Origin of the sequence: Burkholderia sp. MSMB1588, from assembly GCF_001546925.1 — a bacterium.
GTDB lineage: Bacteria > Pseudomonadota > Gammaproteobacteria > Burkholderiales > Burkholderiaceae > Burkholderia > Burkholderia humptydooensis.
This window is the reverse complement of record NZ_CM003770.1, coordinates 345,742-372,401: the sequence shown is the minus strand read 5'-3', so window position 1 is coordinate 372,401 and position 26,660 is coordinate 345,742. Positions and strand designations below refer to the sequence as shown.

Here is a 26,660-nt window from a genome sequence, read left to right as displayed (position 1 = left end):
GGCGGCCGGCCCGGCATCGGGCGCGGCCGCTTTTTTATTTGAGTTGCCCGTCGTTTTTTCTTCTTGGCGCGTCGCGTCGCGTCGCGCCGCGCTGTGCGGCGCGCCCGCTTACGGCGCGGCGAACACGTCGGTGCGGTTCGCCGTGTTGCCCGAGTTCGTCTGCACGAAGAACGGCAGGAACGACGTGCCGCGCGTGTCGAGCCCCGCGTAATCGCCGATGAAGAAGCCTTCGGCGACAGGCGCGGTCCGCATGTCGAACGGGCCGGCGATCCGGCGCTCGGTGCCGAACGTGCGGCCGCCGTCGGCCGACAGCGTGCGCCAGTAGTTGGTCGGCAGCGTAGTCGTGTTGCCGGCCTGCAGATCGCGGAAGTCGTAATACGTGACCGCGACGACGCCCGCCGAATTCACCCGCACCGACGGATTGAACGCGGGCCGCCCGCTCGGCGTGTTCACGCGGATCGGCGCGCTCCACGTCGCGCCGCCGTCGGACGACGTCGACAGCGCGATCTCGTCGTACAGGCCGCCGTTGAAGCGCGAGTCCTGCCAGACGACGTACAGTTGGCCCGTCGCGGGATCGATCGCGGGCTCGGGGATGATGTCGCCCGTGCGAACCGGTTCGTTCGTATTCGGATCGGTGACGGACACCGTCTGCAGGCCGGACACGATTTGCGGCTTCGTCCAGGTCGCGCCGTCGTCGGTCGACTTGATGAACGCGACCTTGCCCGCGGCCGCGCTGAACGGCGGCTGGATCAGGTCGAAGAAATCGTATAGCGCGCCGCTGCGCGGATCGATGACGATCTGATTGCCGATCGTCTGCTGCCGCGACGGCACGTCGACGATCACGGCCGGCGCGCTCCACGTCTTGCCGCCGTCGGCCGTCTTCGAGAAGAACGTCGGCCCGCGATACGCGGCCGTGTGCAGGTTCGCGTGCGGATTGCCGGTCGGCTGCTCGAGCCGGTCCCACACCGCGTATGCGGTGCCCGCCTTCTTCGGATTCGCCGTCACCGATTCCTTGTCGTTGAAGAACTGCGTGGTCGGCTCGTTGTCGGCGATGAGCAGCGTCGGTGCGCTCCAGGTCTGGCCGCCGTCCGTCGAGACCGATGCCGCGACCGAGTTGCTGTTGTTCGACTGGTTGAACGAGATCGACACCGAGTACGCGGTGCCGTCGGGCCCGATCGACACCCACGGATCGGACGCGCGTTCGTATGCGAGGCCGCCCGCGCACGCGCTGAACGGCAGGTTCGTCTGTTTCCACGTGAGGCCGCCGTCGAACGAATAGCCGGCGACGAGGCCGTGCGCGCCGCCGTTCGACCAGCGGTCCTGCTGCCACGCGCCGATCACGTTGGACGGGTTCGCGGGATTCACCGCAACCCACGGCTCGACTTCCGCGTTCACATAGTTGGTGCCGGGGCCGCCGATCGTGCAACTGGCGAACGGACTCGGACCGGAGACGAGCACGGGCGCGCCGTGCGCGGCCGCGGCCATCGCAAGGGCCGCCGCGGCGGAGATTCCGGTGACAAACGAGACAGGCAAGGCAATGCGTCGCATGGACAACTCTCCTCGGTGAGCGGCGGCGGCGACTGCCGAACCAAAGCGGCGCGAGCGCGCGAGACGTCGCGTTCGTCGTCACGGGCCGCCCCCTTGGTCGGCGCGATCGAATGAGGTCGTCGACGCGCGCGGGGTGCCGCGCTCGCTTTCGCTTCGCCGTTATCGACTGTCGCCATCCGCCATCGCTGGGTTCCGCCAGCGCATCGGTACGACTCTCTCGTTTCTTGTTGCTGCCGTCATGCGGCGGTGCGCGGCGGTCGGCCGCGCGCGCCGCGAAGTCACGGCGACGAATGCCTCGAAGTGGATTGCAATGTAGGCAACTTCGCGCGTGGCGACAGGAACTTTTTTGTAACAGAGCGTAGCGTCGGAAAGAGACGGAATTGGCTTAAGGATGCTGAAAGAATCGGGCGGAAGATTTGCCGATCGCGCGGGCTTTTCGTGCGCAAGGCGCGTAAGCGAAATGCCAATCGTTCTTCGTTTGGCTGGTGTTTCGAATGCGGCGGTGCATCGATGTTCCGGGCGGAGCACGCGTGTACGTCATCGAATCGTCGTTCGTTCGCGCTCGATTCGGATGCCGATGTATTGGGCGCGGCGCGCGTGACGCATGGCGAGCGCCGCGCGCGCGAACGCGGCGCTCGCCGCGTCAGTCAGGCGTGGCGATTCGCGCGCGCGTTGCGCCATCGCGCGAGCGGGCGCGTCGCGAACCAGTGCGTCGCGAGCACGAACGCGACGCCGATCAGGCCGCCGGCCAGTACGTTGACGACGCGCTCGGCGGCGATCGCCGCCGACTGCTGTGCGATCCACGATGCGCACGCGATGCACGCGCAGCGCGCGCCGAAGCCGGTCGCGTAATGGCGGAACGCGACGAGCGTGAGAACCGATGCGAGCGTCGCGAGCGTGTAGACGAGCGCGCCGTGCGGCAGCGCGTAGCCGGCCGCGAGACCGAGCGGCACGCCGACGAGTGCGCCGAGGCCGCGATCGCGCAGCTTCAGGCGCGCGGTGGCCGCATCGCCGGTGACGATGCTCGCGGCAGACCAGATCGCCCATTGCCCATTGTCGATGTGCAGCCATTCGACGAGCAGCGCGGCGACGGCCGCCGCGAGCGCGACCGCGACGATTGCCTGCGCCGCATCGCTCCATGCGGCGGGCCGGCCGAGATCGCGTGCGTCGCGCCAGCGCGCGAGCGCGTGCAGGCGCTGCGCCGCGGGCGCGCCGCGCAGCGCCTGCACGCAAGATAGCGCGACGGGCGGCAGCATCGCCGCGCACAGGTAGGGGACGAGCCGCGGCGCGCAATGCTGCGCGGCCGCGGCCTCGCAGGTCAGATACAGCGACGGGATGAAGACGAAGTTGCCGAGCGAGCGCAGCCGCGCGCCGAAGCGCGACAGCGCGACGGCCGCGGCCGCGAGCGCCGCGCAGCCGCCGACGAATGCCGGCCACGCGCTCAGTGCGTGCGACAGCGACAGGAAGCCGGCGACGATCGCCGCGCCTTGCGCGAGCGCGCCGAGCGGCGCAATGCCGACGCGCTCGACGGCGATCGCGATCGACACCGTCGCGATCGATGCGAGCAGCCAGCGCGCATCGCCCGTCGCGCCGTACAGCGCGATCGTCGGTGCGCAAACGACGAGCGTGCGGCCGAGCGTCGGCAAGTCGAATGCGTGGCCGATCCGGGCGGCGAGCGCGGCGCGGATCGCGCGGATCATGCGGGCCTCGCGCGAGCCGCGCTCACAGCGCCGCGAGATCGCCGACCGTGACGATCCGCGCGATGCCGCGCAGCGCGTCGATCGAGCGCTGATGCTCGTCTTCCGTCGCGGCCGCGCACGCGTCTTCCAGCACGAGCACTTCGTAGTCGCGATCGTGCGCGTCGCGAGCGGCGGCCTGCACGGCCCACGTCGTGCTGACGCCCGCGACGATCACGCGTTCGATACGGCGCGCGCGCAACGCGGCTTCGAGGCGCGTTGCGTAGAACGCGCTCACGCGCGGCTTGACGACGACGAGCTGCACGGCGTCGGCGTCGAGATCCGGATGAAACGCCGTGCCGGGACCGCTCAGGTCCAGCGCGCCGAATTCCTTCGCGCGGCCGAACATCGGCGAATGCGCGGGCAAGTCCGCATAGCCCGGCTCGAAGCCGACCTTGACGCCGATCCGCAGCCAGTCCTTCTGCTTCGCGGCCGCGAGCGCGCGGTTGAAGCGGCCGACGACGTCGCGCTGCGCGGCGTGCGCTGCGCTGCGGGCGATCTTGCCGGTGGGGTGCATGATGTCGACGATGTAGTCGAGTCCGATCAAGGCAGTGTTCATCGTGAGCTCCTGGGTGAGGGGGCGGGCGGCGCGGCGCTGGCCGCTTCGTCGAATTGCGCGAGGCGCTCGAGCAGCGGGCCGGCGGCGGCGAGCACCTCGCGTTCGTCGGCGCAAAGGCATGCGTGCATCGCGCGCACGAGCCATTCCTCGCGCTTCGCGCGGTTGCCGTACAGCATTTGCTTGCCGCTCGCGCTCAGCGATACGCGGCTCTTGCGGCCGTCGGCGGGATCCGCGTGGCGCCGGATCAGGCCGCCGCTTTCGAGCTCGCGCAGCAGCGCGGCGAGATTCGACGAGCGCATCCGCTCGGCCGACGCGAGCTCGGACGGCGTGGGCTCGCCGCCGAGGCGATCGATCGCGCCGAGGACGACCAGTTGCGAGAACTGCACGGGATCGGCCTGCGCTTCGCGACGCAAACGCCGGGTGAGCGCGTTGACTTGGCCGCGCAGGCGGGAGGCTTGCTGGAGGTGCAGGGCGGTGATCATGTTGGCTACTTTAATATAGCTATATTTTTATAGCAATATGGAGCGGATTGGAGTGAATGGGATGTCGCGACGCAGGACGCGGCGCAATGCCGATGGCGGGCGCGGCCATCGAGGAGCAGGCGCTGCTGACAGGGATGACGTTGATCGGATCGGTCGTGACGCTCGGCGCGTAGGCCGGCCGCAATCCAGTCCTTTGGCCGTGCTGAACGCCGCCGCTCACGTCGCGCGGTTGCGTCGTCGCGATCCCGATTACCGGCTTCCCGAGCCCGCGCGCGACGCTCAGCCCTGATCGCCGCCGCCGACAGGCAGCACCGAGCCGGTGATGTACGACGCCTCATCCGATGCGAGAAACAGGATCGCGGCAACCTGCTCGTCGATCGTGCCGTAGCGATGCATCAGGCTCGACGACAGCGTCTGGTCGACGATCGCGCGATACCAGCGCGCATCGTCGCCGCCCGGCGGTTCCGTGTTGCGCGGCACCTTGCGCGGCGGCGCGTCGGTGCCGCCCGCGGCGACCGCGTTCACGCGAATGCCGTGCGCCGCGTGCTCGAACGCGAGGCTCGCGGTCAACGCGTTGACGCCGCCTTTCGCGGCCGCGTACGGCACGCGATGAACGCTGCGCGTCGCGATCGACGACACGTTGACGATCGCGCCGCCGCCGCGCGCGATCATGCCGGGCAGCACCGCGCGGCAACACCACAGCGTCGGGAACAGCGAGCGGCGAATTTCCGCCTCGATCTGCGCGATTTCGTAGCGGTCGAACGGTTTCGTCCAGATCGTGCCGCCGACGTTGTTGACGAGCACGTCGATCGAGCCGAATGCGTCGACGGCCGCGCGCGCCATCGCTTCGGCGCCCGCGTACGTTTCGAGATCGGCGACGACGGCGAGCGCGCGGCCGCCTGCGCAGACGATGTCGGCCGCGACGTCGTGGACGAGATCCGCGCGATCGACGAGCACCGCCGTCGCGCCTTCGCGCGCCGCGCGCAGCGCGACGCCGCGGCCGATGCCTTGCGCGGCGCCCGTGACGATCGCCACTTTGCCGTCGAAGCGGCCGGGTGCGTGGCGAGTGTTCATGACGCGCCGCTCGACGAGAATTTTTCGAAGTACAGATTGGCCGGCGTGACGCCGCGCTCGCGCAGCCACGTCTGCACAGCGTCGACCATCGGCGCGGGGCCGCACAGATAGATGTCGACGTCGCCATCGTTCAGCCAATCGGGCTCGACGTGCGCGGTCACGTAGCCCTTGCGCGGGTGCGCGCTCGCGTCGTCCGCGACGCAGGTCCGGTATGCGAAGCCGGCGAGGCGACGCTCGACGTCGCCGAGGCGCTCGAGCGCGACGAGATCGTCGTCGCGCGTGACGCCGTAGACGAGCCGCACGGGCGGCGCGCCGTCGCGCGACGCGCAGACGTCGAGCATCGACAGGAACGGCGCGACGCCGGTGCCGCCCGCAAGAAAGAGCGCGGGCCGCGCGGCGTCGCGCAGGTAGAAGCTGCCGTGCGGGCCGGAGAACGCGATCCGCTGGCCGGGCGCGGCCTCGCCGGCGAGGTAGCGGCTCATCCGCCCGCCCGGCACGTTGCGCACGAGAAACGACACGCGCGCGTCGCCCGGCCGCGAACTGAACGAGTACGAGCGTGTCGCGCCCACGCCGGGAATCTCGACGTTCACGTACTGCCCGGCGAGAAACGCGAGCTTCGCGGGCTCGTCGACGTCGATCGAAAAATGAATCGTGGACGCGGACAGCCGCTCGACCGACGCGAGCGTGCCCTCGTGGCGCGCGGCGCCCGTCTTGCACGCGGCGGACGACGCGGGCACGTCGATCACGCAATCGCTGCGCGGGCGCGTCTGGCATGCGAGAACATAGCGTTGCGCGGCTTCGTCGGCCGTCAGCGCGTCTTCGATGTAGCTCGCTTCGGGCAGGTCGTAGTCGCCCGATTCGCACCGGCAGCGGCAGGTGCCGCACGCGCCGTCGCGGCAATCGAGCGGGATGTTGATCTGCTGGCGATAGGCGGCGTCGGCGAGCGTTTCGCCGTCGCGGCACGCGATGAAGCGGGTGACGCCGTCTTCGAACTGCAGGGCGATCCGGTGTTCCATGATGCGTTCCTCGGGCGCGGCGCGGCGCGGCGCGCGCCGCGCGGCCGGCTAGATGTGATAGATGTCGATCAACTGGTTGATGTAGTCGTTCTTCAGGACGACGTACTTGCTGACGATCTTCGGCGCGCCGCCGGAGAAATCGATCGCGTAGCGCGACATGCCGAAGTAGCTCGACACCGTCTTGTAGCGATAGCTGAGCGTGTGCCAGTTGAACCGCACGACGTGCACGTCGCCATCGGCGCTCTCGTGCTCGACGTTCGCGAGGTTGTGGCTCGTGCGCGTGTCGGGCATCGTCGCGCTCGAGCGCTCGGTCTTGATGCGGAACACGCGATCCTCGAGCCCCTGCCGGTTCGGGTAGTAGATCAGCGAGATCTCGCGCTGCGGATCGGTGACGAGCGCGTCCGCGTCGTCCCACGACGGCATCCAGAACACGGCGCGCGGGTGATAGCAGTCGAGCCACGCGTCCCATGCCTTGTCATCGAGCAGCCGGCTTTCGCGATAGAGGAACGCCTGGATGCGGGCGATGTCGATCGTGCTCATGCGCGGCTCCTTTCGGCGGCGAGCGCCTGCTTCATCGTCGCGATCCAGTAGCGGTGCTGGACCGTATACAGCCCCTCGTCCTCGGTCTTCACGCCGCTCATCAGCGGCCGGATGCCGATCCTGCGCGCCGCTTCGTCGGGGCCTTCGATCCAGTGCTCGGCGCCGCGGCACATGTCGTTCCATTCGACCGCGCGGCCCGCGTAGCCCTGCTGGCACGCGCGGAATTCCTCGAGATCGTCGGGCGTCGCCATCCCGCTCACGTTGAAGAAATCCTCGTATTGGCGGATGCGGCGTGCGCGCGCGTCGGGCGCTTCGCCCTTCGGCGCGATGCAGTGGATCGTGACCTCGGTGCGATCGACGGCGAGCGGCCGCAGCACGCGGATCTGCGAGCCGAACTGGTCCATCAGGTAGACGTTCGGGTACAGGCACAGGTTGCGCGAGTTCCGGATCATCCAGTCGGCGACATCGCTGCCGCAGCGCGCGGCGAATTCTTCGCGGCGATCGAAGTTCGGCCGGTCCTCGGGGTTCGCCCAGCGCGTCCACAGCAGCATGTGGCCGTGATCGAACGCATAGAAGCCGCCGCCCTGGCGGCCCCAGTTGCCCGCGTCCATCGCGCGGATCGTGTCTTCGTGCTGCGTGTCCGTCTTGCGATGATTGACGGTCGCCGCGTAATTCCAGTGAACGGCCGACACGTGGTAGCCGTCCGCGCCGTTTTCGGCGGTGAGTTTCCAGTTGCCTTCGTACGTGTACGTCGACGAGCCGCGCAGCACTTCGAGGCCGTCCGCCGACTGGTCGACGATCATGTCGATGATGCGCGCGGCGTCGCCGAGATACGCGGCGAGCGGCCCGACGTCCGGATTCAGGCTGCCGAACAGGAAGCCGCGATAGTTCTCGAAGCGCGCGATCTTCTTCAGATCGTGCGAGCCGTCGCGATTGAAGCAGTCCGGGTAGCCGGCTCCTTCGGGGTCCTTCACTTTGAGCAGCTTGCCGCTGTTGCTGAACGTCCAGCCGTGGAACGGGCACGTGTAGCTCGCGCGATTGCCGCGCTTGTGCCTGCACAGCATCGCGCCGCGATGCGTGCATGCGTTGACGAACGCGTTCAGCTCGCCCTGGCGATTGCGCGCGATCACGACCGGCTGGCGGCCGAGCGTGGTCGTGTAGTAATCGTTCGCGTTCGGGATCTGGCTCTCGTGCGCGAGATAGATCCAGTTGCCTTCGAAGATGTGCTTCATCTCGAGCTCGAACAGCATTTCGTCGGTGAACGCGCTGCGGTGCAGCCGGTAGTCGCCGCGCGCCTTGTCTTCGACGAGGAAATCGTCGATGCATCGCAGCGTCGGGTGACGATCCGGATAGATCGGGATCATGGGCGTCTCCTGATGGGCTCTGATCGGGACCGGCGCGCGCCGTGCGGAAAACCCCGGGTGAACCTACGATGCTTCGCAGGTATAGTGCTCGACGACAACGCGGTCAGATTGAGGATAGTTGCTGGTAAAACGGGGCGTCCAACACTGATTGAGTATCGGATCGATATCCTCGGGGTATGAAGATGGAATTGCGGCATCTACGCTACTTCGTCGCGGTCGCGGAGGAGCAGAACTTCACGCGCGCGGCCGAGCGCCTGCACATCGCGCAGCCGCCGTTGAGCCGCCAGATCCAGCAACTCGAGGAAGCGCTCGGCGTGATGCTGTTCGAGCGTCATGCGCGGCCGCTGAAGATGACCGATGCGGGCCGCTTCTTCTATTCGCACGCGATGCAACTGCTCGCGCAGACGGCCGAGCTCGAATCGATGACGAAGCGCATCGGCAAGATCGAGCGGGCGCTGTCGGTCGGCTACGTCGGCTCGACGCTGTACGGGATGCTGCCGCGCATCATCCGGCGCTTTCGCGCGGAGCATGGCGAAGTCGAGCTGAGCCTGAGCGAGATGTCGACGATGGATCAGATCCGGGCGCTGAAGGAAGGGCGGATCGACGTCGGCTTCGGCCGTATTCGTCATGAGGACCCGGGCGTGCGGCGCATCGTGCTGCGCGAGGAGCGGATGATCGTCGCGCTGCCGGACGCGCATCCGCTCGATGCGGAAAAGCCGGTGCTGTCGCTGCACGACCTCGTCAGCGAGACGCTGATCATCTTTCCGAAGTCGCCGCGGCCGAGCTATGCGGACCAGGTGCTCGCCGCGTTCCACGACCGCGCGCTGAAGCCGCGCCGGATCTACGAGACGCGCGAGCTGCAGATCGCGCTCGGGCTCGTCGCGGCGGGCGAGGGCGTGTCTGTCGTGCCGCACAGCGTGTACGGGCTCAAGCGCGACGACGTCCGCTACAAGGAGCTCGACGATCCGAACCTCGTGTCGCCGATCATCATGAGCACGCGGATGCTCGACGAATCGGAGGACATTCGCGCGATGCTCGAACTCATTTATCGGTTGTACGACGAATTCAAGATGGACTACTTGCCGCCGCACGAATGAGCGGGCGCGCTGCGCGTTCGCGCCCTTCGTCGGTTGGCCTAACGAACCGTTTCGCCGTGACCTAGAATCCAACCATCACTTCGTTCGACGTGCGGGCATCGTCGTTTTCGAAGCGATTGTCCCGGGGGACCATCGATCGTCAGGTTGCTTCATATTTCGTGCGAGGAGGGCGTCATGGCTCGCAAATACATCGATTGCCGGGAGTTTCCGAGCGACATGCACTGCACCGTCGCAATGTCCGCCGATTCGGATGACGAATTGCTGGAGGCGGCCGTCCAGCACGCGGTCTCGGTGCATCGTCACGCCGATTCGCCGGAACTGCGCACGCAGCTAAGAACGCTTTTCCACGACGGCACGCCGCCCGTCGATGCACCGCGTCAAGCGTAGCGTCGACGGAACCGCCGATGCGTGTCGGTGCGCGTTGGCTCGCGGGCGCGCGTGTCGCATCCGTTCGGGCCGCGCGTTCGAATCCGTTGCCGTGCCGGTGAGTCGACAGCGGATGCGCGTTTGCACCCGGACGCGGCGGCGCGCGTCGCCGACCGCGCGGCGTGCGGTCTTTTTCCTTTCGTGCCGGAGCCCGCCGCGTCATGTGGCCGGTTCGGCGCGCTTCATCGCCGCGACGAGCGTCTTGAATCCGACCCAACCCCAGTAGACCCGGTGGCGCGTGATGCGCCCGCCCGCAACGTCGATCGATTCGTTCAGGTCGACCTGATCGCCTTGCGGCGTTTCGCGCGGATATGCCGCGTCGAGCGGCGTGTGCGGTTCCCGGCCGAGCGCGGTGACGAGCTTTGCGTTGTCCATGCGCAGCGCCTCGCGCCACAGATGGCGCATCTCGCGCATCGACGCAAATTCGCTCCCGCTCGCACGCGTGAGTGAGTGCGTGCGTGAACATCAAAGCGAACGCGGCGCATGCCGTCTATCGTTCGACGTCGCCGCCCGCTTCCCGGTACGCGCTCGGCGTTTGCCCCGTCCACTTGCGGAACGCGCGCGTGAAATTCGCCGGATCGTTGAACTGCAGCCGCTCGGCGATCGTCTTCAGATCGAGGTCCGACGCGCGCAGCAGCCGGCGCGCGTCGCGCAGCCGCGCTTCGTCGACGAGCGCGCGATAGCCGGAGCCCGCATCGAGCAGCCGCCGGCGCAGCGTGCGGGCCGACATCAAGAGGCGCCGCGCGAGTTCGTCGGGCCCAGGGTAGCCGTGCGCCGGCTGCGCGAGCTCCGCGCGCACGCGCGCGACGAGGTCGCCTTCCTCGTGACGCACGTCCGCGTATTCGCGCTCGACCTGCGCGAGCGCCTGCTGGTGCGCGACTTCGTCCGCGAGCGGCAACGGCCAGTCGAGCGCGTCGTGCGACACCCACAGCGCGTTCGCCGCGCAGCCGAAGCGCACGGGCGGCAGCCGGTCGCGATAGCGCGCGTAATAGTCGGGCTCCGGCCACGCGAATTGCAGCTCGATCGGCGGATCGGCACGCCCCGTCACCGTGCCGACGTTCTGCGCGATCCCGGTCAGCACGATCTCGAACATCGCGTGATGCTGGAGCACCGGGCTCGCTTGCACGCCGTGCAGCGCGAGCGTCGCGCCATCGTCGCGCTCCGCGTAGTGCAGCCGGTATTGGCGGTTGCGCATCCGGGAATAGCGCGCGTTGACGAGCAGCGACGCACGCAGGTCGGCAGCCGTCAGCGCCGCGTAGCCGAGAAAGCCGTGCACCGACATCCGCAGCCGCAGCCCGAGCTCGAAGCCGATTCCTTCGTCGCCGCTCAGCCGGATCGCGTTCAGCACGAGCCGCCCCCACTGCGACGGCGCGATGCGTGCGTCCGGCTCGCCGAGCACGGCGTCGCGCAGGCCGGTGCCCGCGCGGGCGTCGCGCGCGTCGATGCCGCGTTCGTCGAACACCTTCAGCAGATGCCGCAGGTACGCGACCGGAATCGTCGGCCGGCGCAAGCCAAGCTGGTCTTTCGTCGAGCGTCGCACGCGGGTGTCGTGAACCGGATGAGAGTGGCCAAGATTGGCCATGAATGACAAGCATTATGGCTGCTTGACCCCTTACGGACAAGCGGCGCAAGCGCCTACGATGTGACGATCCCGATATTTCCGTTCCCGCGATAACCCATGACGACCCCGTTTCCGCACCTGCTCGCCCCGCTCGACCTCGGCTTCACGACGCTGCGCAACCGCGTGCTGATGGGCTCGATGCACACGGGCCTCGAGGATAGCCGCAAGACGCTGCCGCGGCTCGCCGACTATTTTGCCGAGCGCGCGCGCGGCGGCGTCGGCCTGATCGTCACGGGCGGCTTCGCGCCGAACGTGGCCGGCTGGACGAAGCCGTTCGGCGGCACGTTGTCGACGGGCGCCGCCGCGCGCCGGCATCGCGTGATTCCGGACGCGGTGCACGCGCAGGGCGGCAAGATCGCGCTGCAGATCCTGCATACCGGCCGCTACGGCTACCATCCGTTCGCGGTCGCGCCGACGCGGCTCAAGTCGCCGATCTCGCCGTTCACGCCGCATGAGCTGACCGCGCGCGGCATCGAGCGGCAGATACGCGCGTTCGTGCGCTGCGCGCAACTCGCCCGCGAGGCGGGCTACGACGGCGTCGAGATCATGGGCTCCGAAGGCTACCTGATCAACCAGTTCATCTCGCTGCATACGAACAAGCGCACCGACGAATGGGGCGGCTCGTATGCGAACCGGATGCGGCTGCCGGTCGAGATCGTCGAGCGCACGCGCGAGGCGGTCGGCCGCGATTTCATCATCGTCTATCGGCTGTCGATGCTCGATTTGATTCCGGACGGCAGCAACTGGGACGAAGTCGTGCTGCTCGCGAAGGCGGTCGAGCGCGCGGGCGCGACGATCATCAACACGGGCATCGGCTGGCACGAGGCGCGCGTGCCCACGATCGCGACGTCGGTGCCGCGCGGCGCGTTCGCGTGGGTCACGAAGAAGATGAAGGGCGAAGTCGGCATTCCGCTCGTGACGACGAACCGGATCAACCGGCCGGAAGTCGCCGAGCAGATTCTCGCGGACGGCTGCGCGGACATGGTGTCGATGGCGCGGCCGCTCCTCGCCGACGCCGAATTCGTGAAGAAGGCGGCCGAGGGCCGCGTCGACGAAATCAACACGTGCATCGGCTGCAATCAGGCGTGCCTCGATCACGCGTTCAAGAACCAGATCGCGTCGTGCCTGCTGAATCCGCGCGCATGCCATGAAACGGAGCTGAACTACGCGCGCGCGGCGCACGCGAAGCGCGTGGCGGTGATCGGCGCGGGGCCGGCCGGCCTCGCGTGCGCGACGGTGCTCGCGCAGCGCGGGCATCGCGTCGAGCTGTTCGACGCGGCGGCCGAGATCGGCGGCCAGTTCAACATGGCCAAGCGCATTCCGGGCAAGGAGGAGTTTCACGAGGCGCTGCGTTACTTCGCACGCCAGATCGAGCTGACGGGCGTGCAACTGCGCCTGAACCGCCGCGTCGGCGCGGCCGAGCTGATCGCGGCCGGCTACGACGATGTCGTGCTCGCGACGGGCGTCGCGCCGCGCAATCCGCACATTCCGGGCCAGGATCATCCGAAGGTGCTGACCTATATCGATGTGCTCGCGCGCAACAAGCCGGTCGGCGAGCGCGTGGCGGTGGTCGGCGCGGGCGGGATCGGCTTCGACGTGTCCGAGTTTCTCGTTCAGGACGGCGAATCGCCGGCGCTCGATCTCGACGCATGGAAAGCGGAGTGGGGCGTGACCGACCCCACGCTCGCGCGTGGCGGCGTGATGCGCGGCGAGGCGGTGCCGCCCGCGCGCCGCGTCACGCTGCTGCAGCGAAAGGCGACGGGGCTCGGCAAGGGGCTCAGCAAGACGACCGGCTGGATCCACCGGGCGACGCTGAAGATGAAGCAGGTCGAGATGATCGGCGGCGTGAACTATGAGCTGATCGACGACAAGGGGCTGCACGTGACGTTCGGCAAGGAGCGCGTCGATCCGACCTTGATCGAGGCCGATACGATCGTGCTGTGCACGGGGCAGGAGCCCGAGCGCGCGCTGCTCGAGCCGTTGAAGGCGGCGGGCGTGTCCGTGCATCTGATCGGCGGCGCGGAGCTGGCCGCGGAGCTCGACGCGAAGCGCGCGATCGACCAGGGCGCGAGGCTCGCCGCACGACTTTGAGCGCGGCGCGGCGTGCGGCGGCGCGAAGCTTGCGCGGTCGGCGCGCGTGTTCGAGCGGCGTTCGGCGCTTGTCCGCGCGCCTGGCCGCCACGCTCGTCGAAGCGGGCGACGTGGCGGAGGCGACCGGTCGCGATCGCCGGCTTCGCGCCCTGTCATGTTGGCGGCTCCGATGCGGCGGCGCATTCGAAAGCGCCGAGCAACCGAGGGCGTTTCGCGTCGACATCGCGCATGCGCAGTCATCTTCCCGCCTCGTCGAAACACGTGTCGCCAATGCTGTGACATCGTGTCGCACTGTCATTTTCAGCAAAGATGATTTGCCTCATTGACGGATTTTCATCTCGTTCGCTCGCCGTATGATGCGAGCGCTTCCGTGAGTCGGTCGTCCGTCGGCTCGCCTGGAGCGTGATACATCTTGCTGGCAAATGTGATGAATAGAAAGGCTTTCAAAGGCTTGTCGTGGTTCGGGGCGATCGGTGCGCTCGCCTCGCTGTCCGGCTGCGGGCTCGACGTGCTCGATCCGAAAGGCGCGGTGGGCGCCGCGGAGAAGTCGCTGATCGCGACGTCGACGTGGGCGATGCTGATCGTGGTCGTGCCGGTGATCCTCCTCACGCTGCTGTTCGCGTGGCGCTACCGCGCATCGAACCGCAACGCGACCTACGCGCCGAAGTGGGCGCATTCCACCGCGATCGAGATCGTGATCTGGACGGTTCCGTCGCTGATCATCCTGTTTCTCGGCATCCTCACGTGGAAGACGACGCACGCGCTCGACCCGTACCGGCCGCTCGAATCGTCGGTGAAGCCGATCAACGTCGAGGTCGTCGCGCTCGACTGGAAATGGCTGTTCGTCTATCCCGATCTCGGCATTGCTTCGGTGAACCAACTGGCGGTGCCCGTCGGCACGCCGATCAATTTCCGGATCACGTCCGATTCGGTGATGAACTCGTTCTTCATTCCGCAGCTCGGCACGCAGGTCTACGCGATGGCCGGCATGCAGACGCGCCTGCACCTGATCGCCGACGAACCGGGCGATTTCGCCGGCATTTCCGCGAACTACAGCGGCCGCGGCTTCTCGGACATGAAGTTCCGCACGCTCGCGACATCGCGCGACGCGTTCGACGCGTGGGTCGCGAAGGTGCGCGCGTCGGCCGACCGGCTCGACATGACCGCATACGGCCAGCTCGCGCAGCCGAGCGAGAAGCAGTCCGTGCGCTACTACTCGACGGTCGATTCTCGGCTCTTTCACAACATCATCGCGAAGTACAACGACGGCCACGTCCTCGACCTGACGGACGCCGCCTGTCGGACGAAGAGGTAATGCATGTTCGGTAAATTGACGCTTTCGGCGATCCCGTTCGATCAGCCGATCATCATGGGCGCGGGTGCGTTCATGGGGCTCGTCGTGCTCGGAATTCTGGGCGCGCTGACCTACACGAAGCGCTGGAAATGGCTGTGGACGGAGTGGCTCACGTCGGTCGACCACAAGAAGCTCGGCGTGATGTACATCATCGTCGCGCTGATCATGCTGCTGCGCGGCTTCGCGGACGCGGTGATGATGCGCCTGCAGCTCGCGATCGCGTACAACGGCCCCGGCTATCTGCCGCCGCACCACTACGATCAGGTCTTCACCGCGCACGGCGTCATCATGATCTTCTTCATGGCGATGGCGTTCATGATCGGCCTGATGAACATCATCGTGCCGCTGCAGATCGGCGCGCGCGACGTCGCGTTCCCTTTCATCAATTCGCTGAGCTTCTGGATGACGGCGGTCTCGGCGATCCTGATCAACATCTCGCTCGTCGTCGGCGAATTCGCGCAGACGGGCTGGCTCGCGTATCCGCCGCTGTCGGAGTTGCAGTTCAGTCCGGGCGTGGGCGTCGACTACTACCTGTGGGCGCTGCAGATATCCGGCGTCGGCACGCTGCTCACGGGCGTGAACTTCTTCGTGACGATCCTGCGGATGCGCGCGCCCGGCATGACGATGATGAAGATGCCCGTGTTCACGTGGACCGCACTCTGCACGAACGTGCTGATCATGGCGTCGTTCCCGATCCTGACGGTCACGCTCGCGCTGCTCGGCCTCGACCGCTACCTCGGCATGCACTTCTTCACGAACGACGCCGGCGGCAACGCGATGCTGTATCTGAACCTGATCTGGGCGTGGGGCCATCCCGAGGTCTACATCCTGATCCTGCCCGCGTTCGGGATCTTCTCGGAAGTGGTCGCCACCTACGCGAAGAAGCCGCTGTTCGGCTACAAGACGATGGTCTACGCGAGCTGCGCGATCATGGTGCTGTCGTTCCTCGTGTGGCTGCATCACTTCTTCACGATGGGCTCGGGCGCGAACGTGAATGCGTTTTTCGGGATCATGACGATGGTGATCGCGATCCCGACCGGCGTGAAGGTGTTCAACTGGCTGTTCACGATCTATCGCGGCCGGCTCGAATTCTCGACGCCGGTTCTCTGGACGATCGGCTTCATGGTGACGTTCACGCTCGGCGGGATGACGGGCGTGATGATGGCGATTCCGGGCGCGGACTTCGTGCTGCACAACAGCCTGTTCCTGATCGCGCACTTCCACAACGTGATCATCGGCGGCGTGCTGTTTGGTTATCTCGCGGGCTTCAACTACTGGTTCCCGAAGGTGTTCGGCTTCAAGCTGAACGAGAAGCTCGGCAAGGCGGCGTTCTGGTTCTGGCAGGTCGGCTTCTATGTCGCGTTCGTGCCGCTGTACGTGCTCGGCTTCATGGGGATGACGCGCCGCCTGAATCATTACGACAATCCCGCGTGGCATCCGTGGCTCATCGTCGCCGCGTGCGGCGCCGGGCTGATCGCGATCGGCATCGCATGCCAGTTGTTGCAGCTCGTCGTCAGCCTGCGCGATCGCAAGCTGCCTGGGAACCGCGATCTGACGGGCGACCCGTGGGGCGGCCGCACGCTCGAATGGGCGACGTCGTCGCCGCCGCCCGCGTACAACTTCGCGACGATTCCCACCGTGCACACGCTCGACGAGTTCGCGTACCGCAAGGGGCGCGGCCTCGGCCTCGGCAAGCAGGCGGAGTATCGCGACATCCACATGCCGTCGAACACGAGCGCGGGCCTCTTCGTCGGCGTGTTCAGCCTCGTGCTCGGCTTCGCGGCGGTGTGGCATATCTGGTGGCTCGCGGTCGCGTCGCTTGTCGGCATCGTCGTGACGGTGATCGCGTATAGCGCGAGCGACAACGACGGCTATTACATCCCGGCCGACGCCGTGCGCAGGATCGAGGAAAAACGCGGCGGCGCGCGCTTCATTGCGCGGCCGGCGGAAGTCGAACTGGAGGCAAACTGATGTCGTATCAATCCGTGAGCGCCGCCCGTCATCAGGCCGTGCACGATCATCCGCCGTCGCACTCGGTGTTCGGCTTCTGGCTGTACCTGATGACCGACTGCGTGATCTTCGCCGCGCTGTTCGCCGTGTTCGCGGTGATGGCGCATCAATTCGCGGGCGGCCCGACCGCGGTCGACCTGTTCGACATTCCGGGCGTCGCGCTCGAAACCGCACTGCTGCTGCTCTCGAGCATCACGTATGGCTTCGCGATGATCGGCGCGCAGCGCGGCCGCCGTGGCGCGCTGTTCGGCTGGCTCGCGGTGACGTTCGCGCTCGGCGCGGCGTTCCTCGGCCTCGAACTGCGCGAGTTCTCGCACCTGATCGCCGAGGGCGCGGGCCCGCAGCGCAGCGCGTTCCTGTCGTCGTTCTTCACGCTCGTCGGCACGCACGGGCTGCACGTCGCGATCGGCCTCCTGTGGATGGCCGTGCTCGCGTTCCAGGAGATGCGCCGCCCGGCGCTGACCGAGCGCGACATCCGGCGCCTTACGTGCCTCAGCCTCTTCTGGCACTTCCTCGACATCGTCTGGATCTGCGTCTTTACCTTTGTCTATCTCGCGAGCGTGATCTAAATGGCCGATACGCATCTCTCTCACGACGGCGAAGCGCACGGCGGCACCGTCGGCGGATATATCGCGGGCTTCCTGCTGTCGGTGCTGCTGACGGCCGCATCGTTCGGGCTCGTGCTGAGCGGCGCGCTGTCGTCGCACGCGTCGCTCGTCGGGCTCGCGGCGCTCGCGTTCGTGCAGATCGTCGTGCACCTCGTGTACTTCCTGCACATGAACGGATCGTCCAGCCAGCGCTGGAACGTGATGGCGTTCAGCTACACGGTGCTGACGGCGGCGATCCTGATCGTCGGCACGCTTTGGGTCATGCACAACGTCGGCATGAACATGATGTCGCGTTGAGCATGAGTTCTGCATGCGCCGAGAGGGCCGGCGCATGCCCGCGCGGCTCAGCGATCGTCGTCGCGGATCGACGACGGGTGGCGGCACAATGCGCGCACGTCGATCCGCATGTACGGAAAGAGCGGTAGCTGGCTCAGCACGTCGTGCAGATGCGCGGGGCTCTCGACGTCGAAGATGCTGACGTTCGCATAGCGGCCCGCGATGCGCCACAGATGCCGCCACACGCCTTCGCGCTGCAGCCGCTGCGCGATCTCCCTTTCTTCCGCCTTCAGGGCCGCGGCCTTCACCGGATCGATGTCGGCGGGCAGGTTGACGATCATTTCCACATGAAACAGCATGGCTTGCTCCTTGCGACGAACGTGACGGCGACGCGGATCACGCCTGCGCGCGCACGCGCTCGACTTCGCTTGCCGGCACGTCGCCGCGCTCGCGCGTCAGCGTGAAATCGAAGTCGATCAGCGCGAACTGGCCGTCGATGCCATAGGGCTTGCCTTGCGCGCCTTCCGCCTGCGCGATCTTCGGAATCAGTTCTTCGCGCGTCGCGAACGCGAAGTCATCCCAGATGTGCGGGTCGCCCTCGATGTTGATCTGCGTCGTCAGCTTGCGATGGCCGGACGCCGACACGAAGAAGTGAATGTGCGCGGGGCGGTGGCCGTGGCGGCCGAGCTGGTCGAGCAACTGTTCGGTCTTGCTGCCGGGCGGCACGCTGTAGCCGACGGGCAGCACGCTGCGGAAGCTGTAGCGGCCTTCGGCGTCGGTGCGGATCGAGCGGCGCAGGTTGAACGCGGGCTGCGACGGATCGAAGTACGAATAATTGCCGAGATGGTTCGCATGCCAGACTTCGACGAGCGCATTCGCGAGCGGCGCGCCGTCCTCGCCGAGCACGCGGCCGCGCATCACGAGCGTGCGGCCCGGATCGGTGCCGTCGTCGAGCCGCGCATGGCCGACCGATTCCGGCGCGCCCGCGACGTACAGCGGCCCTTCGATCGTGCGCGGCGTACCGCCTTGCAGGCCCGCCTTCGCTTCGGCCTCGTCCATCCGCACGTCGAGGAAGCGCTCGAAGCCGAGGCCGGCTGCGATGAGGCCGAATTCCTTGCCGGCTTCGTTCAGGTAGTTGAGCGCGGTCCAGAACTCGCTCGGCTGCACGTCGAAATCCTCGATCGTGTAGCACAGGTCCCTCACGATCCGGTTGACGATCGCGCGCGTGCGCGGGTTGCCGGGCTTCGTCGCGGCGTCGTCGAACGATTTCAGCAGGGCGTCGATGGCTTCCTTGTTCATCAGTGTCTCCAATATCGAATAGTGGCGTGGGTCAGCGGGCCTTGCGTCGCATCCGCTCGATGCGGGCCCAGTCGAAAGCGATGCCGAGACCGGGGGCGGCCGGCAGGTGCAGCTTGAAATCCTCGTAGCGCAGCGGCTCGACGAGGATCTCCTCGGTCAGCAGCAGCGGGCCGAACAGCTCGGTACCCCACTCGAGCGCGCCGAACGTGCTGAACAGTTGCGCGGACGCGATCGTGCCGGCCGCGCCTTCGAGCATCGTGCCGCCGTACAGATCGATGCCGGCTGCGGCCGCGATCGCCGCGATGGCTGCCGCGCCTTGCAGGCCGCCCGACTGTGCGATCTTCACCGCGAACACGTCGGCCGCGCGATCGCGGGCGAGCGCGAATGCATCGACGGGGCCGTGCAGTGCCTCGTCGGCCATGATCGGAATGTGCGCGAGTGCGGTCAGGCGCTTGAGGCCCGCGCGATTCGCCGCGGCGATCGGTTGCTCGACGAGGCTCACGCCCGCGTCCGCGAGCCGCGCGCCGGCCCATACGGCCTCGCTCTCGGTCCACGCCTGGTTCACGTCGACGCGCACGTCGCCGTGCTCGCCGAGCGCGCGCTTGATCGCGACGACGTGCGCGACGTCGTCGGCCACCGCCCGCGCGCCGATCTTCAGCTTGAACGCGCGATGGCGGCGCGCTTCGAGCATCGCTTCGGCCTCCGCAATATCGCGCGCGGTATCGCCGCTCGCGAGCGTCCACGCCACGTCGAGCGCATCGGTCGTCCTGCCGCCGAACAGCTCGGACAGCGGCACGCCGAGCCGGCGCGCGTGCGCGTCGAAGAGCGCGGTCTCTAGCGCGCACTTCGCGAAGCGGTTGCCCTGGAGCAGCTTGCGCACGCGCGCCATCGCGGCGCCCGGGCGGGTTGCGTCCGCGCCTTGCAACAGCGGCGCGAAATAGGCGTCGATGTTCGTCTTGATGCTCTCGGGGCTCTCTTCGCCGTATGCGAGACCGCCGATCGTCGTGCCTTCGCCGACGCCCTCGATACCGTCCGAGCATCGAACGCGGACGAGCACGAGCGTCTGGCAATTCATCGTCGCGACCGCGAGCCGGTGCGGCCGGATCGTCGGCACGTCGACGAGCAGCGTGTCGACCCGGTCGATCGTGATGCCTGTTGCTATCATCGGAATCCTCCTGTCGCACACATGGTAGAAATAAACGCGCGACGGCGTCCAACACCCTTTCCGACTACTTCCATACTTTCGAGGTATGCATGGAACTGCGTCAGCTCCGGTACTTCATCGCGGTGGCCGAGGAGATGAACATCACGCGCGCCGCGCAACGGCTGCACATGACGCAGCCGCCGTTGAGCCGTCAGCTCCAACTGATCGAGGACGAGATCGGCCTGCCGCTCTTCGAGCGCGGCGCGCGGCCGCTCAAGCTGACCGACGCCGGGCGGGTGCTGTACGCGCAGGCGCGGCGCGTGCTCGAGCAGGCCGACGAGCTCGCGCCGCTCACGCGGCGGCTCGCGCAGGCGGCCGAGCGGATCGTGATCGGCTTCGTGCCGTCGACGCTGTACGGCGCGCTGCCCGACGTGATTCGCGCGTTTCGCGAGGCGGCTCCGGCCGTCGAGCTGTCACTGATCGAAATGTTCACGCTCGAGCAGCTCGGCGCGCTGAAGGGCGGGCGCATCGACATCGGCTTCGGCCGGCTGCGCTTCGACGACGAACAGCTCGTGCGCGAGGTGCTCGTCGAGGAGCGGCTGATCGCGGCGTTGCCGCACGGGCATCCGCTCGCCGCGCCCGGTGCGCCGATCTCGCTCGCGGACATCGCCGGGCAGACGCTGATCGTGTATCCGAGCACGCCGCGGCCGAGCTTCGCCGATCAGCAACTGTCCGCGCTGCGCGACGGCGGGCTCGCGCCCGCTGCGGTGCACGAGGTGCGCGAGCTGCAGACGGCGCTCGGGCTCGTCGCGGCGCAGGTCGGCGTGTCGCTCGTGCCGGAGAGCGTCGAAGGGGTGCGGGTGAAGGGCGTCGTCTACCGGCGGCTGCCGGAGCCCGTCGCGACGTCGCCGATCATCCTGAGCCGGCGGCTGCACGACGAAAGCCGCGCGACCGGGTTGTTCTGCTCGCTCGCGCGCGAGTTGATGGCAGGCCGCTGACGCCGCGCGCCGTCTCCCTTGTGCGCGTGCGCCGCGCCGGATGCCGCGCGCGGGCGAAGGATGGCGCAAGAATCAGGCGTCGCGCCGATCGGCCAGCGTCGCGGACGGCAGCTCGCCGAACCGCTCGCGGTAGGCGATCGCGAAGCGGCCGAAGTGCGCGAAACCGCAGTCGAGCGCGATCTCGGCGATCCTGCGGTCGGGCGCCGCCGTGCGCAGCAGGTCGCGCGCGCGGTCGAGGCGCAGCTTGCGCAGGTATTGCATCGGGCTCATTCCGCGAAACTGCAGGAAACCATCGCGCAGCGTGCGCTCGGGCACGCCTGCCGCCTGCGCGATGTCCGCGAGTTGCAGCGGCTGCGCGAGCTGCGCGTAGATGAACTCCTGCGCGCGCCGCACGAAGCCCGGCGCCGGATCGGCGCGCCGCGCGGGCGCCGCGGCAGGCGGATGCCCGTCGATCAGCAGATCGAGCAGCAACTGTTCGAGCCGCGCCGCGACGCGCGGGTTCGCGCTCGCGCTCGCGAGCAGTTCCGGCGAGCGCGCGACGAGCTTCAGTTGCTGCATCCACGCGCTCAGCGCCGAATCGTCTACGCCGATCACCGGATCGAGCGACGCCGCCGTGTCGCCCGCGTGCGCGGCGAGCGTCGCCGCATCGATACGGAGGACGAACTGCTCGCAATCGCGGGACAGATGCGCGTCGAACGGCTCGCCGGGCGCGCACAGCACGCCCGTGTGCGCATCGACGTCGAACGCGCGGCCCATCGTGCGAACCTGCGCGGCACCCGTCAGACAAAACATCAGCAGGTGGTAGCCGTCGACCGCATCCACGCGCACCCGCATGGCGTCGCCGAACGCGATGGTCCCGATTCCGAGCCCGCCGAGCCGCACGAAATCCATGTGCGACGGCCCGTGACGCGTGCCGTCCGGCAGCAGCGCGTGCGGCTGCATCACGCGCGAGATCCGCTCGCGCGTCTCGTCGAGATCGCGAGATTCGAATAGCCGGTGCTCGCGCAGCGCGAGCGGATCGAATGGGGTCGGGGGCATGATCGTCTGCCTCGCACAAAGCGCCGGCGTCCTGAATATCGTTCGTCGGCCGGGCGGCATGTCTGATGCGCGCATCGTAGCGCGGAAATCCGCCGGAAGTGGATACTGCGTCGCCGCGATCGCACTTTCCGGATAGACGGCGAATTCTAGCGTTTCAAAAATCGGTGTCGTCAGGCGGATTGTCGATCGCGTCAATCGCAAGCATCTTGCATGGGATCGGAGCAAGCGCTTTAGCGCTAACTGCGATCGACCGCCGAGGGGCCAGAGTAAGCGCTGAAGCGCCAGCTCTGGTCAACCACGGCATGGGATCGGAGTAAGCGCTGAAGCGCTAACTGCGGTCGACCGCCGAGGGACCAGAGTAAGAGCTGAAGCGCCAGCTCTGGTCAACCACGGCATGGGATCGGAGCAAGCGCTGAAGCGCTAACTGCGGTCGACCGCCGAGGGACCAGAGTAAGCGCTGAAGCGCCAGCTCTGGTCAACCACGGCATGGGATCGGAGCAAGCGCTAAAGCGCTAACTCCGATCGACCGCCGAGGGACCAGAGTAAGCGCTGAAGCGCTAACTCTGGTCAACCACGGCATGGGATCGGAGCAAGCGCTAAAGCGCTAACTCCGATCGACCGCCGAGGGACCAGAGTAAGCGCTGAAGCGCTAACTCTGGTCAACCACGGCATGGGATCGGAGTAAGCGCTGAAGCGCTAACTGCGGTCGACCGCCGAGGGACCAGAGTAAGCGCTGAAGCGCTAACTCTGGTCAACCACGGCATGGGATCGGAGTAAGCGCTAAAGCGCTAACTCCGATCGACAGGAGACAACAATGGACCCGACCGAATCTCCAGTGATACTGATCGATCACACCGATTCGTCCGACGTGCGATTCCCGCACGACGACGGCTCGCGCGTGCCGTACAAGGTGTTCAGCTCGCAAGCGGTGTACGACCGCGAGCAGGAGCGAATCTTCCGCGGGCAGACGTGGAATTTCGTCGCGCTCGAAGCGGAAATCCCGAAGCCGGGCGACTTCAAGAGCACGTTCGTCGGCGATACGCCCGTCGTCGTCACGCGCCGCGAGGACGGCGCACTCGCCGCGTGGGTGAACCGCTGCGCGCATCGCGGCGCGCAGGTGTGCCGCAAGGCGCGCGGCAACGCAAGCTCGCACACGTGCGTATATCACCAATGGAGCTTCGACAGCCAAGGCAACCTGCTCGGCGTGCCGTTCCGGCGCGGCCAGAAGGGCATGGCCGGAATGCCCGCGGATTTCGATCCGAAAAACCACGGGCTGCGCAAGCTGCAAGTCGACAGCTACAAGGGCCTCGTGTTCGCGACGTTCAGCGACGCCGTCGCGCCGCTACCCGATTACCTCGGCGCGCAGATGCGGCCGTGGATCGACCGGATCTTCCACAAGCCGATCGAGTATCTCGGCTGCACACGGCAGTTCTCGAAATCGAACTGGAAGCTGTACTTCGAGAACGTGAAGGACCCGTATCACGCGAGCATGCTGCATCTGTTCCATACGACGTTCAACATCTTCCGCGTCGGGATGAAGGCGCGTTCGATCCCGGACGCGACGCACGGGCTGCACAGCATCATCACGATGACGAAGACGCGCGACGACGCGGACACCGCGACCGCGTACAAGCAGCAGAACATCCGTTCGTTCGACGAAGGTTTTTCGCTCGAGGACGATTCGATCCTCGCGCTGGTATCCGAATACGACGAGGACACGACGAATCACATCCAGCCGATCTTCCCGCAGCTCGTGATCCAGCAGATCCACAACACGCTCGTCGCGCGCCAACTGCTGCCGAAGGGGCCGAGGAACTTCGAGCTGATCTTCCACTTCTTCGGCTACGCGGACGACACGCCCGAGCTGCGCGATTTGCGGATCAGGCAGGCAAACCTCGTCGGGCCCGCCGGCTATATCTCGATGGAGGACACCGAGGCGACCGAGCTCGTCCAGCGCGGCACCGTGCGCGATGCGCACGCGGCGTCGGTGATCGAGATGTCGCGCGGCAATCCGGACCAGCAGGACACGGCGATCACCGAAAGCCTGATCCGCAAGTTCTGGGTCGGCTACCAGCAGTTGATGGGCTATTGAAGCGGGAGGCGAACATGACCGGCATCACCGACGACATCACCGACGACATTCGCACGTGGTTCGAGCTGCACCTGCTGCAGGACCGCTACATCGGCCATCTCGACAACGACCGCCTCGAGCGCTGGCCGGAGCTCTTCACCGAAGACTGCCTGTACGAGATCGTCCCGAAGGAAAACGCGGACCTGGGGCTGCCGATCGGCATCGTCCACTGCACGAACCGGCGAATGCTGCGCGATCGCGTCGTGTCGCTGCGCCACGCGAACATCTACGAGGCGCACACGTACCGGCACCTGACGTCCGGGCTCGCGATCGTCGGCGGCCAGGACGGCGAGATCGAGACCGAGAGCAGCTACGTCGTCGTGCAGACGCGCAGCGACGGCGAATCGAACGTCTACCAGGCGGGCAAGTATTACGACACGGTCGTGCGCACGGCCGCAGGGTTGCGCTACAGGAAGAAGCGCGTGATTTACGACACGTCGCGCGTGCAGACGCTGCTCGCGACGCCGATCTGATTCGACAAGGAGTTCGAAGCATGAGCCAGGAAACCGTCGCCGCATGGCATCCGCTCGGCGCACTCGACGAATTCTCGGAGGGCGAGCCGGCCGCGCGCGTCGTCGGCAACAGGCCGATCGCGGTGTTCCGGTTGGGCGACGACGTGTTCGCGCTGCATGACCTGTGCACGCACGGACACGCACGGCTGTCCGAAGGATTCGCCGAGAACGGCTGCGTCGAGTGTCCGCTGCATCAGGGGCTCTTCGACATCCGCACCGGCGCGCCGAAATGCGCGCCGGTGACGGAGCCCGTGCGCGTGTATCCGGTTCGCATCGTCGACGGTCGGGTCGAGATCCATGTCGACGAATGATCCGTATCTGATCGCGGGCGGCGGGCACGCGGCGCGCCGCGCGGCCGAGACGCTGCGCGAGCGCGATCCTGCCGCGCGCATCGTGATGATCGGCGCGGAGCCCGAGCTGCCGTACGACCGGCCCGCGTTGTCGAAGGACGCGCTCGTCGGCGGCGACGAAGGCGAGCGCCGCGCGTTCGTGCGCGACGCCGCTTGGTATCGCGAGCGCGACATCGCGCTGCGGCTCGGCGTGCGCGTCGAGGCGATCGAGCGCCGCGCGCAGCGGGTGCGCCTGAGCGACGGCGCGAGCCTCGGCTACGCGCGGCTGTTGATCGCGACCGGTTCGCGCGTGCGGCGCTTCGCCGGACCGGTCGACGCCGGCGTGGCCGTCCACTACGTGCGCACGGTCGCCGACGCCCGCGCGCTGCGCGCGGCGCTCGCGCCGGGCAAGCGCGTCGCGGTGCTGGGCGGCGGCTTCATCGGGCTCGAGGTCGCCGCGTCGGCGGTGGGGCTCGGCTGCCGCGCGACGATTGTCGATCCCGCGCCACGGCTGCTTCAGCGCGCAATGCCCGAGGCCGTCGGCGCGTTCGCGCTCGCGCTGCATGCGCGGCACGGCGTCGACGTGCGGCTCGGCGCGCTGCCGGAGCGCATCCGCCGCGGCGCGAACGGCATGGCCGTCGTCGAAACGAGCGCGGGCGGGATCGCGGCCGACGTCGTCGTGGCCGGCATCGGCATCGTGCCGAACGTCGAGCTCGCGCAGGCGGCGGGCCTTCATGTCGACGACGGCATCCGCGTCGACGAGCGGTGCCGCACCGCCGATGCGGCAATCTTCGCGGCGGGCGAGGTCACGCGGCATTTCAACCCGCTCGTCGGCCGGCATTTGCGGATCGAGTCATGGCAGATCGCCGAGAACCAGCCGGCCGTCGCCGCGGCGAACATGCTCGGCGGCGACGAGGCCTACGCGCAATGGCCGTGGCTGTGGTCCGATCAGTACGACTGCAACCTGCAGACGCTCGGGCTCTTCGACGGCGGGCAGACGCTCGTGTTGCGCGGCTCGCCCGAGCGCGACCGCGCATTTTGCGTGTTCGGGCTGAACGCGCGCCGGGAGCTGCGGGCGGTCGCGGCCGTCAACGCGGGGCGCGAGATCGCCGGGTGCCGGCGCTTGATGACGACGAACGTCGCGCTCGATCCCGCGTGTCTCGCGGACCCGTCGGTCGCGTTGCGCTCGATGCTGCGGGGCGGCGCGCAATGACCGGCGCGCGCCGGCCGTTACGCGCCGGCGTGCGTTTCGCGCAATCGCTCCCGGATCGACGCCGATCGCGCCCGCGCACGCGGCCGATGCTCGCGCGCAGGCGCGATCGTGCGCCGTATCGCTTGCGCGTTCGCGCGCGACCGGTAAGAATCGCGTGTTGACTGACATCCGACAGACAGGCTCGCGAGCCGGGA

26 protein-coding genes and 1 pseudogene are annotated in these 26,660 nt (G+C 67.6%); 13 read left to right on the top strand and 14 right to left on the bottom strand.

Annotation, left to right across the window (positions count from 1 at the left end; genetic code table 11):
• Positions 1-108: 108 nt before the first annotated feature.
• The 8 genes from WS92_RS01495 to benA all read right to left on the bottom strand — a co-directional run bounded on the left by WS92_RS01495 (position 109) and on the right by benA (position 8,319).
• A complete protein-coding gene (locus WS92_RS01495; RefSeq protein ID WP_059930706.1) occupies positions 109-1,548 on the bottom strand; it encodes a sialidase family protein in 1,440 nt (479 codons plus the stop codon).
• A 647-nt stretch (positions 1,549-2,195) separates the two neighbouring features.
• The gene (locus tag WS92_RS01490; protein ID WP_059930704.1) at positions 2,196-3,248 is read right to left on the bottom strand and encodes an FUSC family protein; all 1,053 of its coding nucleotides are present in this window, start codon (positions 3,246-3,248) and stop codon (positions 2,196-2,198) included.
• A 22-nt stretch (positions 3,249-3,270) separates the two neighbouring features.
• Complete coding sequence (locus WS92_RS01485) at positions 3,271-3,843, bottom strand: cysteine hydrolase family protein (protein WP_009915799.1); 573 nt, start codon at positions 3,841-3,843, stop codon at positions 3,271-3,273.
• Positions 3,840-4,325 carry a MarR family winged helix-turn-helix transcriptional regulator gene (locus tag WS92_RS01480; protein WP_059930702.1) on the bottom strand — a complete coding sequence of 162 codons (486 nt, stop codon included), beginning with the start codon at positions 4,323-4,325 and terminating at the stop codon, positions 3,840-3,842. Before WS92_RS01480 ends, WS92_RS01485 begins: the two co-directional genes overlap by 4 nt.
• Before the next feature lie 279 nt (positions 4,326-4,604).
• Positions 4,605-5,399, bottom strand: coding sequence for a 1,6-dihydroxycyclohexa-2,4-diene-1-carboxylate dehydrogenase (locus tag WS92_RS01475; protein WP_059930700.1), 795 nt, complete (start codon positions 5,397-5,399; stop codon positions 4,605-4,607).
• Positions 5,396-6,415 (bottom strand): benzoate 1,2-dioxygenase electron transfer component BenC, encoded by a 1,020-nt coding sequence (gene benC, locus WS92_RS01470; protein ID WP_059930698.1) that lies wholly within the window; start codon positions 6,413-6,415, stop codon positions 5,396-5,398. The genes WS92_RS01475 and benC overlap by 4 nt, the downstream gene beginning before the upstream one ends.
• Before the next feature lie 48 nt (positions 6,416-6,463).
• A complete protein-coding gene (gene benB / locus WS92_RS01465) occupies positions 6,464-6,955 on the bottom strand; it encodes a benzoate 1,2-dioxygenase small subunit (protein ID WP_059930696.1) in 492 nt (163 codons plus the stop codon).
• Positions 6,952-8,319, bottom strand: coding sequence for a benzoate 1,2-dioxygenase large subunit (benA, locus tag WS92_RS01460; protein WP_059930694.1), 1,368 nt, complete (start codon positions 8,317-8,319; stop codon positions 6,952-6,954). The genes benB and benA overlap by 4 nt, the downstream gene beginning before the upstream one ends.
• Before the next feature lie 182 nt (positions 8,320-8,501).
• Between benA and WS92_RS01455 the strand changes: the two genes are divergently transcribed.
• Positions 8,502-9,416: a LysR family transcriptional regulator gene (locus WS92_RS01455; RefSeq protein ID WP_059930763.1), complete on the top strand. Its 915-nt coding sequence runs from the start codon at positions 8,502-8,504 to the stop codon at positions 9,414-9,416.
• A 174-nt stretch (positions 9,417-9,590) separates the two neighbouring features.
• Positions 9,591-9,803: a DUF1059 domain-containing protein gene (locus WS92_RS01450; RefSeq protein ID WP_059930692.1), complete on the top strand. Its 213-nt coding sequence runs from the start codon at positions 9,591-9,593 to the stop codon at positions 9,801-9,803.
• A 351-nt stretch (positions 9,804-10,154) separates the two neighbouring features.
• Here the strand turns inward: WS92_RS01450 and WS92_RS36230 are convergent.
• Positions 10,155-10,256: pseudogene (locus tag WS92_RS36230) on the bottom strand (epimerase); the annotation flags it as partial.
• 76 nt (positions 10,257-10,332) lie between these two features.
• Positions 10,333-11,424 carry an AraC family transcriptional regulator gene (locus tag WS92_RS01440; RefSeq protein ID WP_051139222.1) on the bottom strand — a complete coding sequence of 364 codons (1,092 nt, stop codon included), beginning with the start codon at positions 11,422-11,424 and terminating at the stop codon, positions 10,333-10,335.
• A gap of 96 nt (positions 11,425-11,520) precedes the next feature.
• Here WS92_RS01440 and WS92_RS01435 point away from each other — a divergent pair, with 96 nt between their 5' ends.
• The 6 genes from WS92_RS01435 (at position 11,521) to cyoD (ending at position 17,823) form a co-directional block, all read left to right on the top strand.
• Entirely contained in the window at positions 11,521-13,554 is a 2,034-nt protein-coding gene (locus WS92_RS01435; protein WP_059930691.1) for an NADPH-dependent 2,4-dienoyl-CoA reductase, read from the top strand.
• 68 nt (positions 13,555-13,622) lie between these two features.
• On the top strand, positions 13,623-13,880 hold the full coding sequence (locus WS92_RS35505; RefSeq protein ID WP_171845177.1) for a hypothetical protein: 258 nt from the start codon (positions 13,623-13,625) through the stop codon (positions 13,878-13,880).
• Positions 13,881-13,981: 101 nt separating this feature from the next.
• Positions 13,982-14,869, top strand: a complete 888-nt coding sequence (cyoA, locus tag WS92_RS01430; protein WP_061083801.1) for a ubiquinol oxidase subunit II — start codon at positions 13,982-13,984, stop codon at positions 14,867-14,869.
• Positions 14,870-14,872: 3 nt separating this feature from the next.
• Positions 14,873-16,879, top strand: a complete 2,007-nt coding sequence (cyoB, locus tag WS92_RS01425; RefSeq protein ID WP_059929007.1) for a cytochrome o ubiquinol oxidase subunit I — start codon at positions 14,873-14,875, stop codon at positions 16,877-16,879.
• Positions 16,879-17,487, top strand: coding sequence for a cytochrome o ubiquinol oxidase subunit III (cyoC, locus tag WS92_RS01420; protein ID WP_059929004.1), 609 nt, complete (start codon positions 16,879-16,881; stop codon positions 17,485-17,487). Before cyoB ends, cyoC begins: the two co-directional genes overlap by 1 nt.
• Positions 17,488-17,823: a cytochrome o ubiquinol oxidase subunit IV gene (cyoD, locus tag WS92_RS01415; protein ID WP_059929001.1), complete on the top strand. Its 336-nt coding sequence runs from the start codon at positions 17,488-17,490 to the stop codon at positions 17,821-17,823. It begins immediately after the preceding gene.
• 47 nt (positions 17,824-17,870) lie between these two features.
• Here cyoD and catC read toward each other — a convergent pair whose 3' ends face one another.
• From catC to WS92_RS01400, 3 genes are read right to left on the bottom strand one after another with little or no spacing between them, the layout of a single operon-like run.
• The gene (gene catC / locus WS92_RS01410; protein WP_015603854.1) at positions 17,871-18,161 is read right to left on the bottom strand and encodes a muconolactone Delta-isomerase; all 291 of its coding nucleotides are present in this window, start codon (positions 18,159-18,161) and stop codon (positions 17,871-17,873) included.
• 37 nt (positions 18,162-18,198) lie between these two features.
• The gene (catA, locus tag WS92_RS01405) at positions 18,199-19,101 is read right to left on the bottom strand and encodes a catechol 1,2-dioxygenase (protein ID WP_015602519.1); all 903 of its coding nucleotides are present in this window, start codon (positions 19,099-19,101) and stop codon (positions 18,199-18,201) included.
• A 31-nt stretch (positions 19,102-19,132) separates the two neighbouring features.
• Positions 19,133-20,266, bottom strand: a complete 1,134-nt coding sequence (locus WS92_RS01400) for a muconate/chloromuconate family cycloisomerase (protein ID WP_059928998.1) — start codon at positions 20,264-20,266, stop codon at positions 19,133-19,135.
• Positions 20,267-20,355: 89 nt separating this feature from the next.
• Between WS92_RS01400 and WS92_RS01395 the strand changes: the two genes are divergently transcribed.
• On the top strand, positions 20,356-21,243 hold the full coding sequence (locus WS92_RS01395; RefSeq protein ID WP_006028013.1) for a LysR family transcriptional regulator: 888 nt from the start codon (positions 20,356-20,358) through the stop codon (positions 21,241-21,243).
• Between the two features lie 72 nt (positions 21,244-21,315).
• On the opposite strand, the gene andR is transcribed toward WS92_RS01395, so the two are convergent.
• Entirely contained in the window at positions 21,316-22,341 is a 1,026-nt protein-coding gene (gene andR / locus WS92_RS01390; RefSeq protein ID WP_041862155.1) for an anthranilate 1,2-dioxygenase regulatory protein AndR, read from the bottom strand.
• 754 nt (positions 22,342-23,095) lie between these two features.
• Between andR and andAc the strand changes: the two genes are divergently transcribed.
• The 4 genes from andAc to andAa are packed head-to-tail and all read left to right on the top strand — an operon-like array spanning position 23,096 to position 26,466.
• Entirely contained in the window at positions 23,096-24,373 is a 1,278-nt protein-coding gene (gene andAc, locus WS92_RS01385) for an anthranilate 1,2-dioxygenase large subunit AndAc (RefSeq protein ID WP_059928995.1), read from the top strand.
• Positions 24,374-24,387: 14 nt separating this feature from the next.
• Entirely contained in the window at positions 24,388-24,885 is a 498-nt protein-coding gene (gene andAd, locus WS92_RS01380) for an anthranilate 1,2-dioxygenase small subunit AndAd (RefSeq protein WP_015602866.1), read from the top strand.
• Between the two features lie 20 nt (positions 24,886-24,905).
• The gene (andAb, locus tag WS92_RS01375) at positions 24,906-25,235 is read left to right on the top strand and encodes an anthranilate 1,2-dioxygenase ferredoxin subunit AndAb (RefSeq protein WP_059928992.1); all 330 of its coding nucleotides are present in this window, start codon (positions 24,906-24,908) and stop codon (positions 25,233-25,235) included.
• Positions 25,222-26,466 (top strand): anthranilate 1,2-dioxygenase system ferredoxin--NAD(+) reductase, encoded by a 1,245-nt coding sequence (gene andAa, locus WS92_RS01370; RefSeq protein ID WP_059928990.1) that lies wholly within the window; start codon positions 25,222-25,224, stop codon positions 26,464-26,466. The genes andAb and andAa overlap by 14 nt, the downstream gene beginning before the upstream one ends.
• Positions 26,467-26,660: the final 194 nt, after the last annotated feature.

Bases quoted from the DNA above. Each gene is read 5' to 3' on its own strand.
- WS92_RS01495 (WP_059930706.1), bottom strand. From the start codon at position 1,548: ATGCGACGCATTGCCTTGCCTGTCTCGTTTGTCACCGGAATCTCCGCC.
- WS92_RS01490 (WP_059930704.1), bottom strand. From the start codon at position 3,248: ATGATCCGCGCGATCCGCGCCGCGCTCGCCGCCCGGATCGGCCACGCA.
- WS92_RS01485 (WP_009915799.1), bottom strand. From the start codon at position 3,843: ATGAACACTGCCTTGATCGGACTCGACTACATCGTCGACATCATGCAC.
- WS92_RS01480 (WP_059930702.1), bottom strand. From the start codon at position 4,325: ATGATCACCGCCCTGCACCTCCAGCAAGCCTCCCGCCTGCGCGGCCAA.
- WS92_RS01475 (WP_059930700.1), bottom strand. From the start codon at position 5,399: ATGAACACTCGCCACGCACCCGGCCGCTTCGACGGCAAAGTGGCGATC.
- benC (WP_059930698.1), bottom strand. From the start codon at position 6,415: ATGGAACACCGGATCGCCCTGCAGTTCGAAGACGGCGTCACCCGCTTC.
- benB (WP_059930696.1), bottom strand. From the start codon at position 6,955: ATGAGCACGATCGACATCGCCCGCATCCAGGCGTTCCTCTATCGCGAA.
- benA (WP_059930694.1), bottom strand. From the start codon at position 8,319: ATGATCCCGATCTATCCGGATCGTCACCCGACGCTGCGATGCATCGAC.
- WS92_RS01455 (WP_059930763.1), top strand. From the start codon at position 8,502: ATGGAATTGCGGCATCTACGCTACTTCGTCGCGGTCGCGGAGGAGCAG.
- WS92_RS01450 (WP_059930692.1), top strand. From the start codon at position 9,591: ATGGCTCGCAAATACATCGATTGCCGGGAGTTTCCGAGCGACATGCAC.
- WS92_RS01440 (WP_051139222.1), bottom strand. From the start codon at position 11,424: ATGGCCAATCTTGGCCACTCTCATCCGGTTCACGACACCCGCGTGCGA.
- WS92_RS01435 (WP_059930691.1), top strand. From the start codon at position 11,521: ATGACGACCCCGTTTCCGCACCTGCTCGCCCCGCTCGACCTCGGCTTC.
- cyoA (WP_061083801.1), top strand. From the start codon at position 13,982: ATGAATAGAAAGGCTTTCAAAGGCTTGTCGTGGTTCGGGGCGATCGGT.
- cyoB (WP_059929007.1), top strand. From the start codon at position 14,873: ATGTTCGGTAAATTGACGCTTTCGGCGATCCCGTTCGATCAGCCGATC.
- cyoC (WP_059929004.1), top strand. From the start codon at position 16,879: ATGTCGTATCAATCCGTGAGCGCCGCCCGTCATCAGGCCGTGCACGAT.
- cyoD (WP_059929001.1), top strand. From the start codon at position 17,488: ATGGCCGATACGCATCTCTCTCACGACGGCGAAGCGCACGGCGGCACC.
- catC (WP_015603854.1), bottom strand. From the start codon at position 18,161: ATGCTGTTTCATGTGGAAATGATCGTCAACCTGCCCGCCGACATCGAT.
- catA (WP_015602519.1), bottom strand. From the start codon at position 19,101: ATGAACAAGGAAGCCATCGACGCCCTGCTGAAATCGTTCGACGACGCC.
- WS92_RS01400 (WP_059928998.1), bottom strand. From the start codon at position 20,266: ATGATAGCAACAGGCATCACGATCGACCGGGTCGACACGCTGCTCGTC.
- WS92_RS01395 (WP_006028013.1), top strand. From the start codon at position 20,356: ATGGAACTGCGTCAGCTCCGGTACTTCATCGCGGTGGCCGAGGAGATG.
- andR (WP_041862155.1), bottom strand. From the start codon at position 22,341: ATGCCGCCCGGCCGACGAACGATATTCAGGACGCCGGCGCTTTGTGCG.
- andAc (WP_059928995.1), top strand. From the start codon at position 23,096: ATGGACCCGACCGAATCTCCAGTGATACTGATCGATCACACCGATTCG.
- andAd (WP_015602866.1), top strand. From the start codon at position 24,388: ATGACCGGCATCACCGACGACATCACCGACGACATTCGCACGTGGTTC.
- andAb (WP_059928992.1), top strand. From the start codon at position 24,906: ATGAGCCAGGAAACCGTCGCCGCATGGCATCCGCTCGGCGCACTCGAC.
- andAa (WP_059928990.1), top strand. From the start codon at position 25,222: ATGTCGACGAATGATCCGTATCTGATCGCGGGCGGCGGGCACGCGGCG.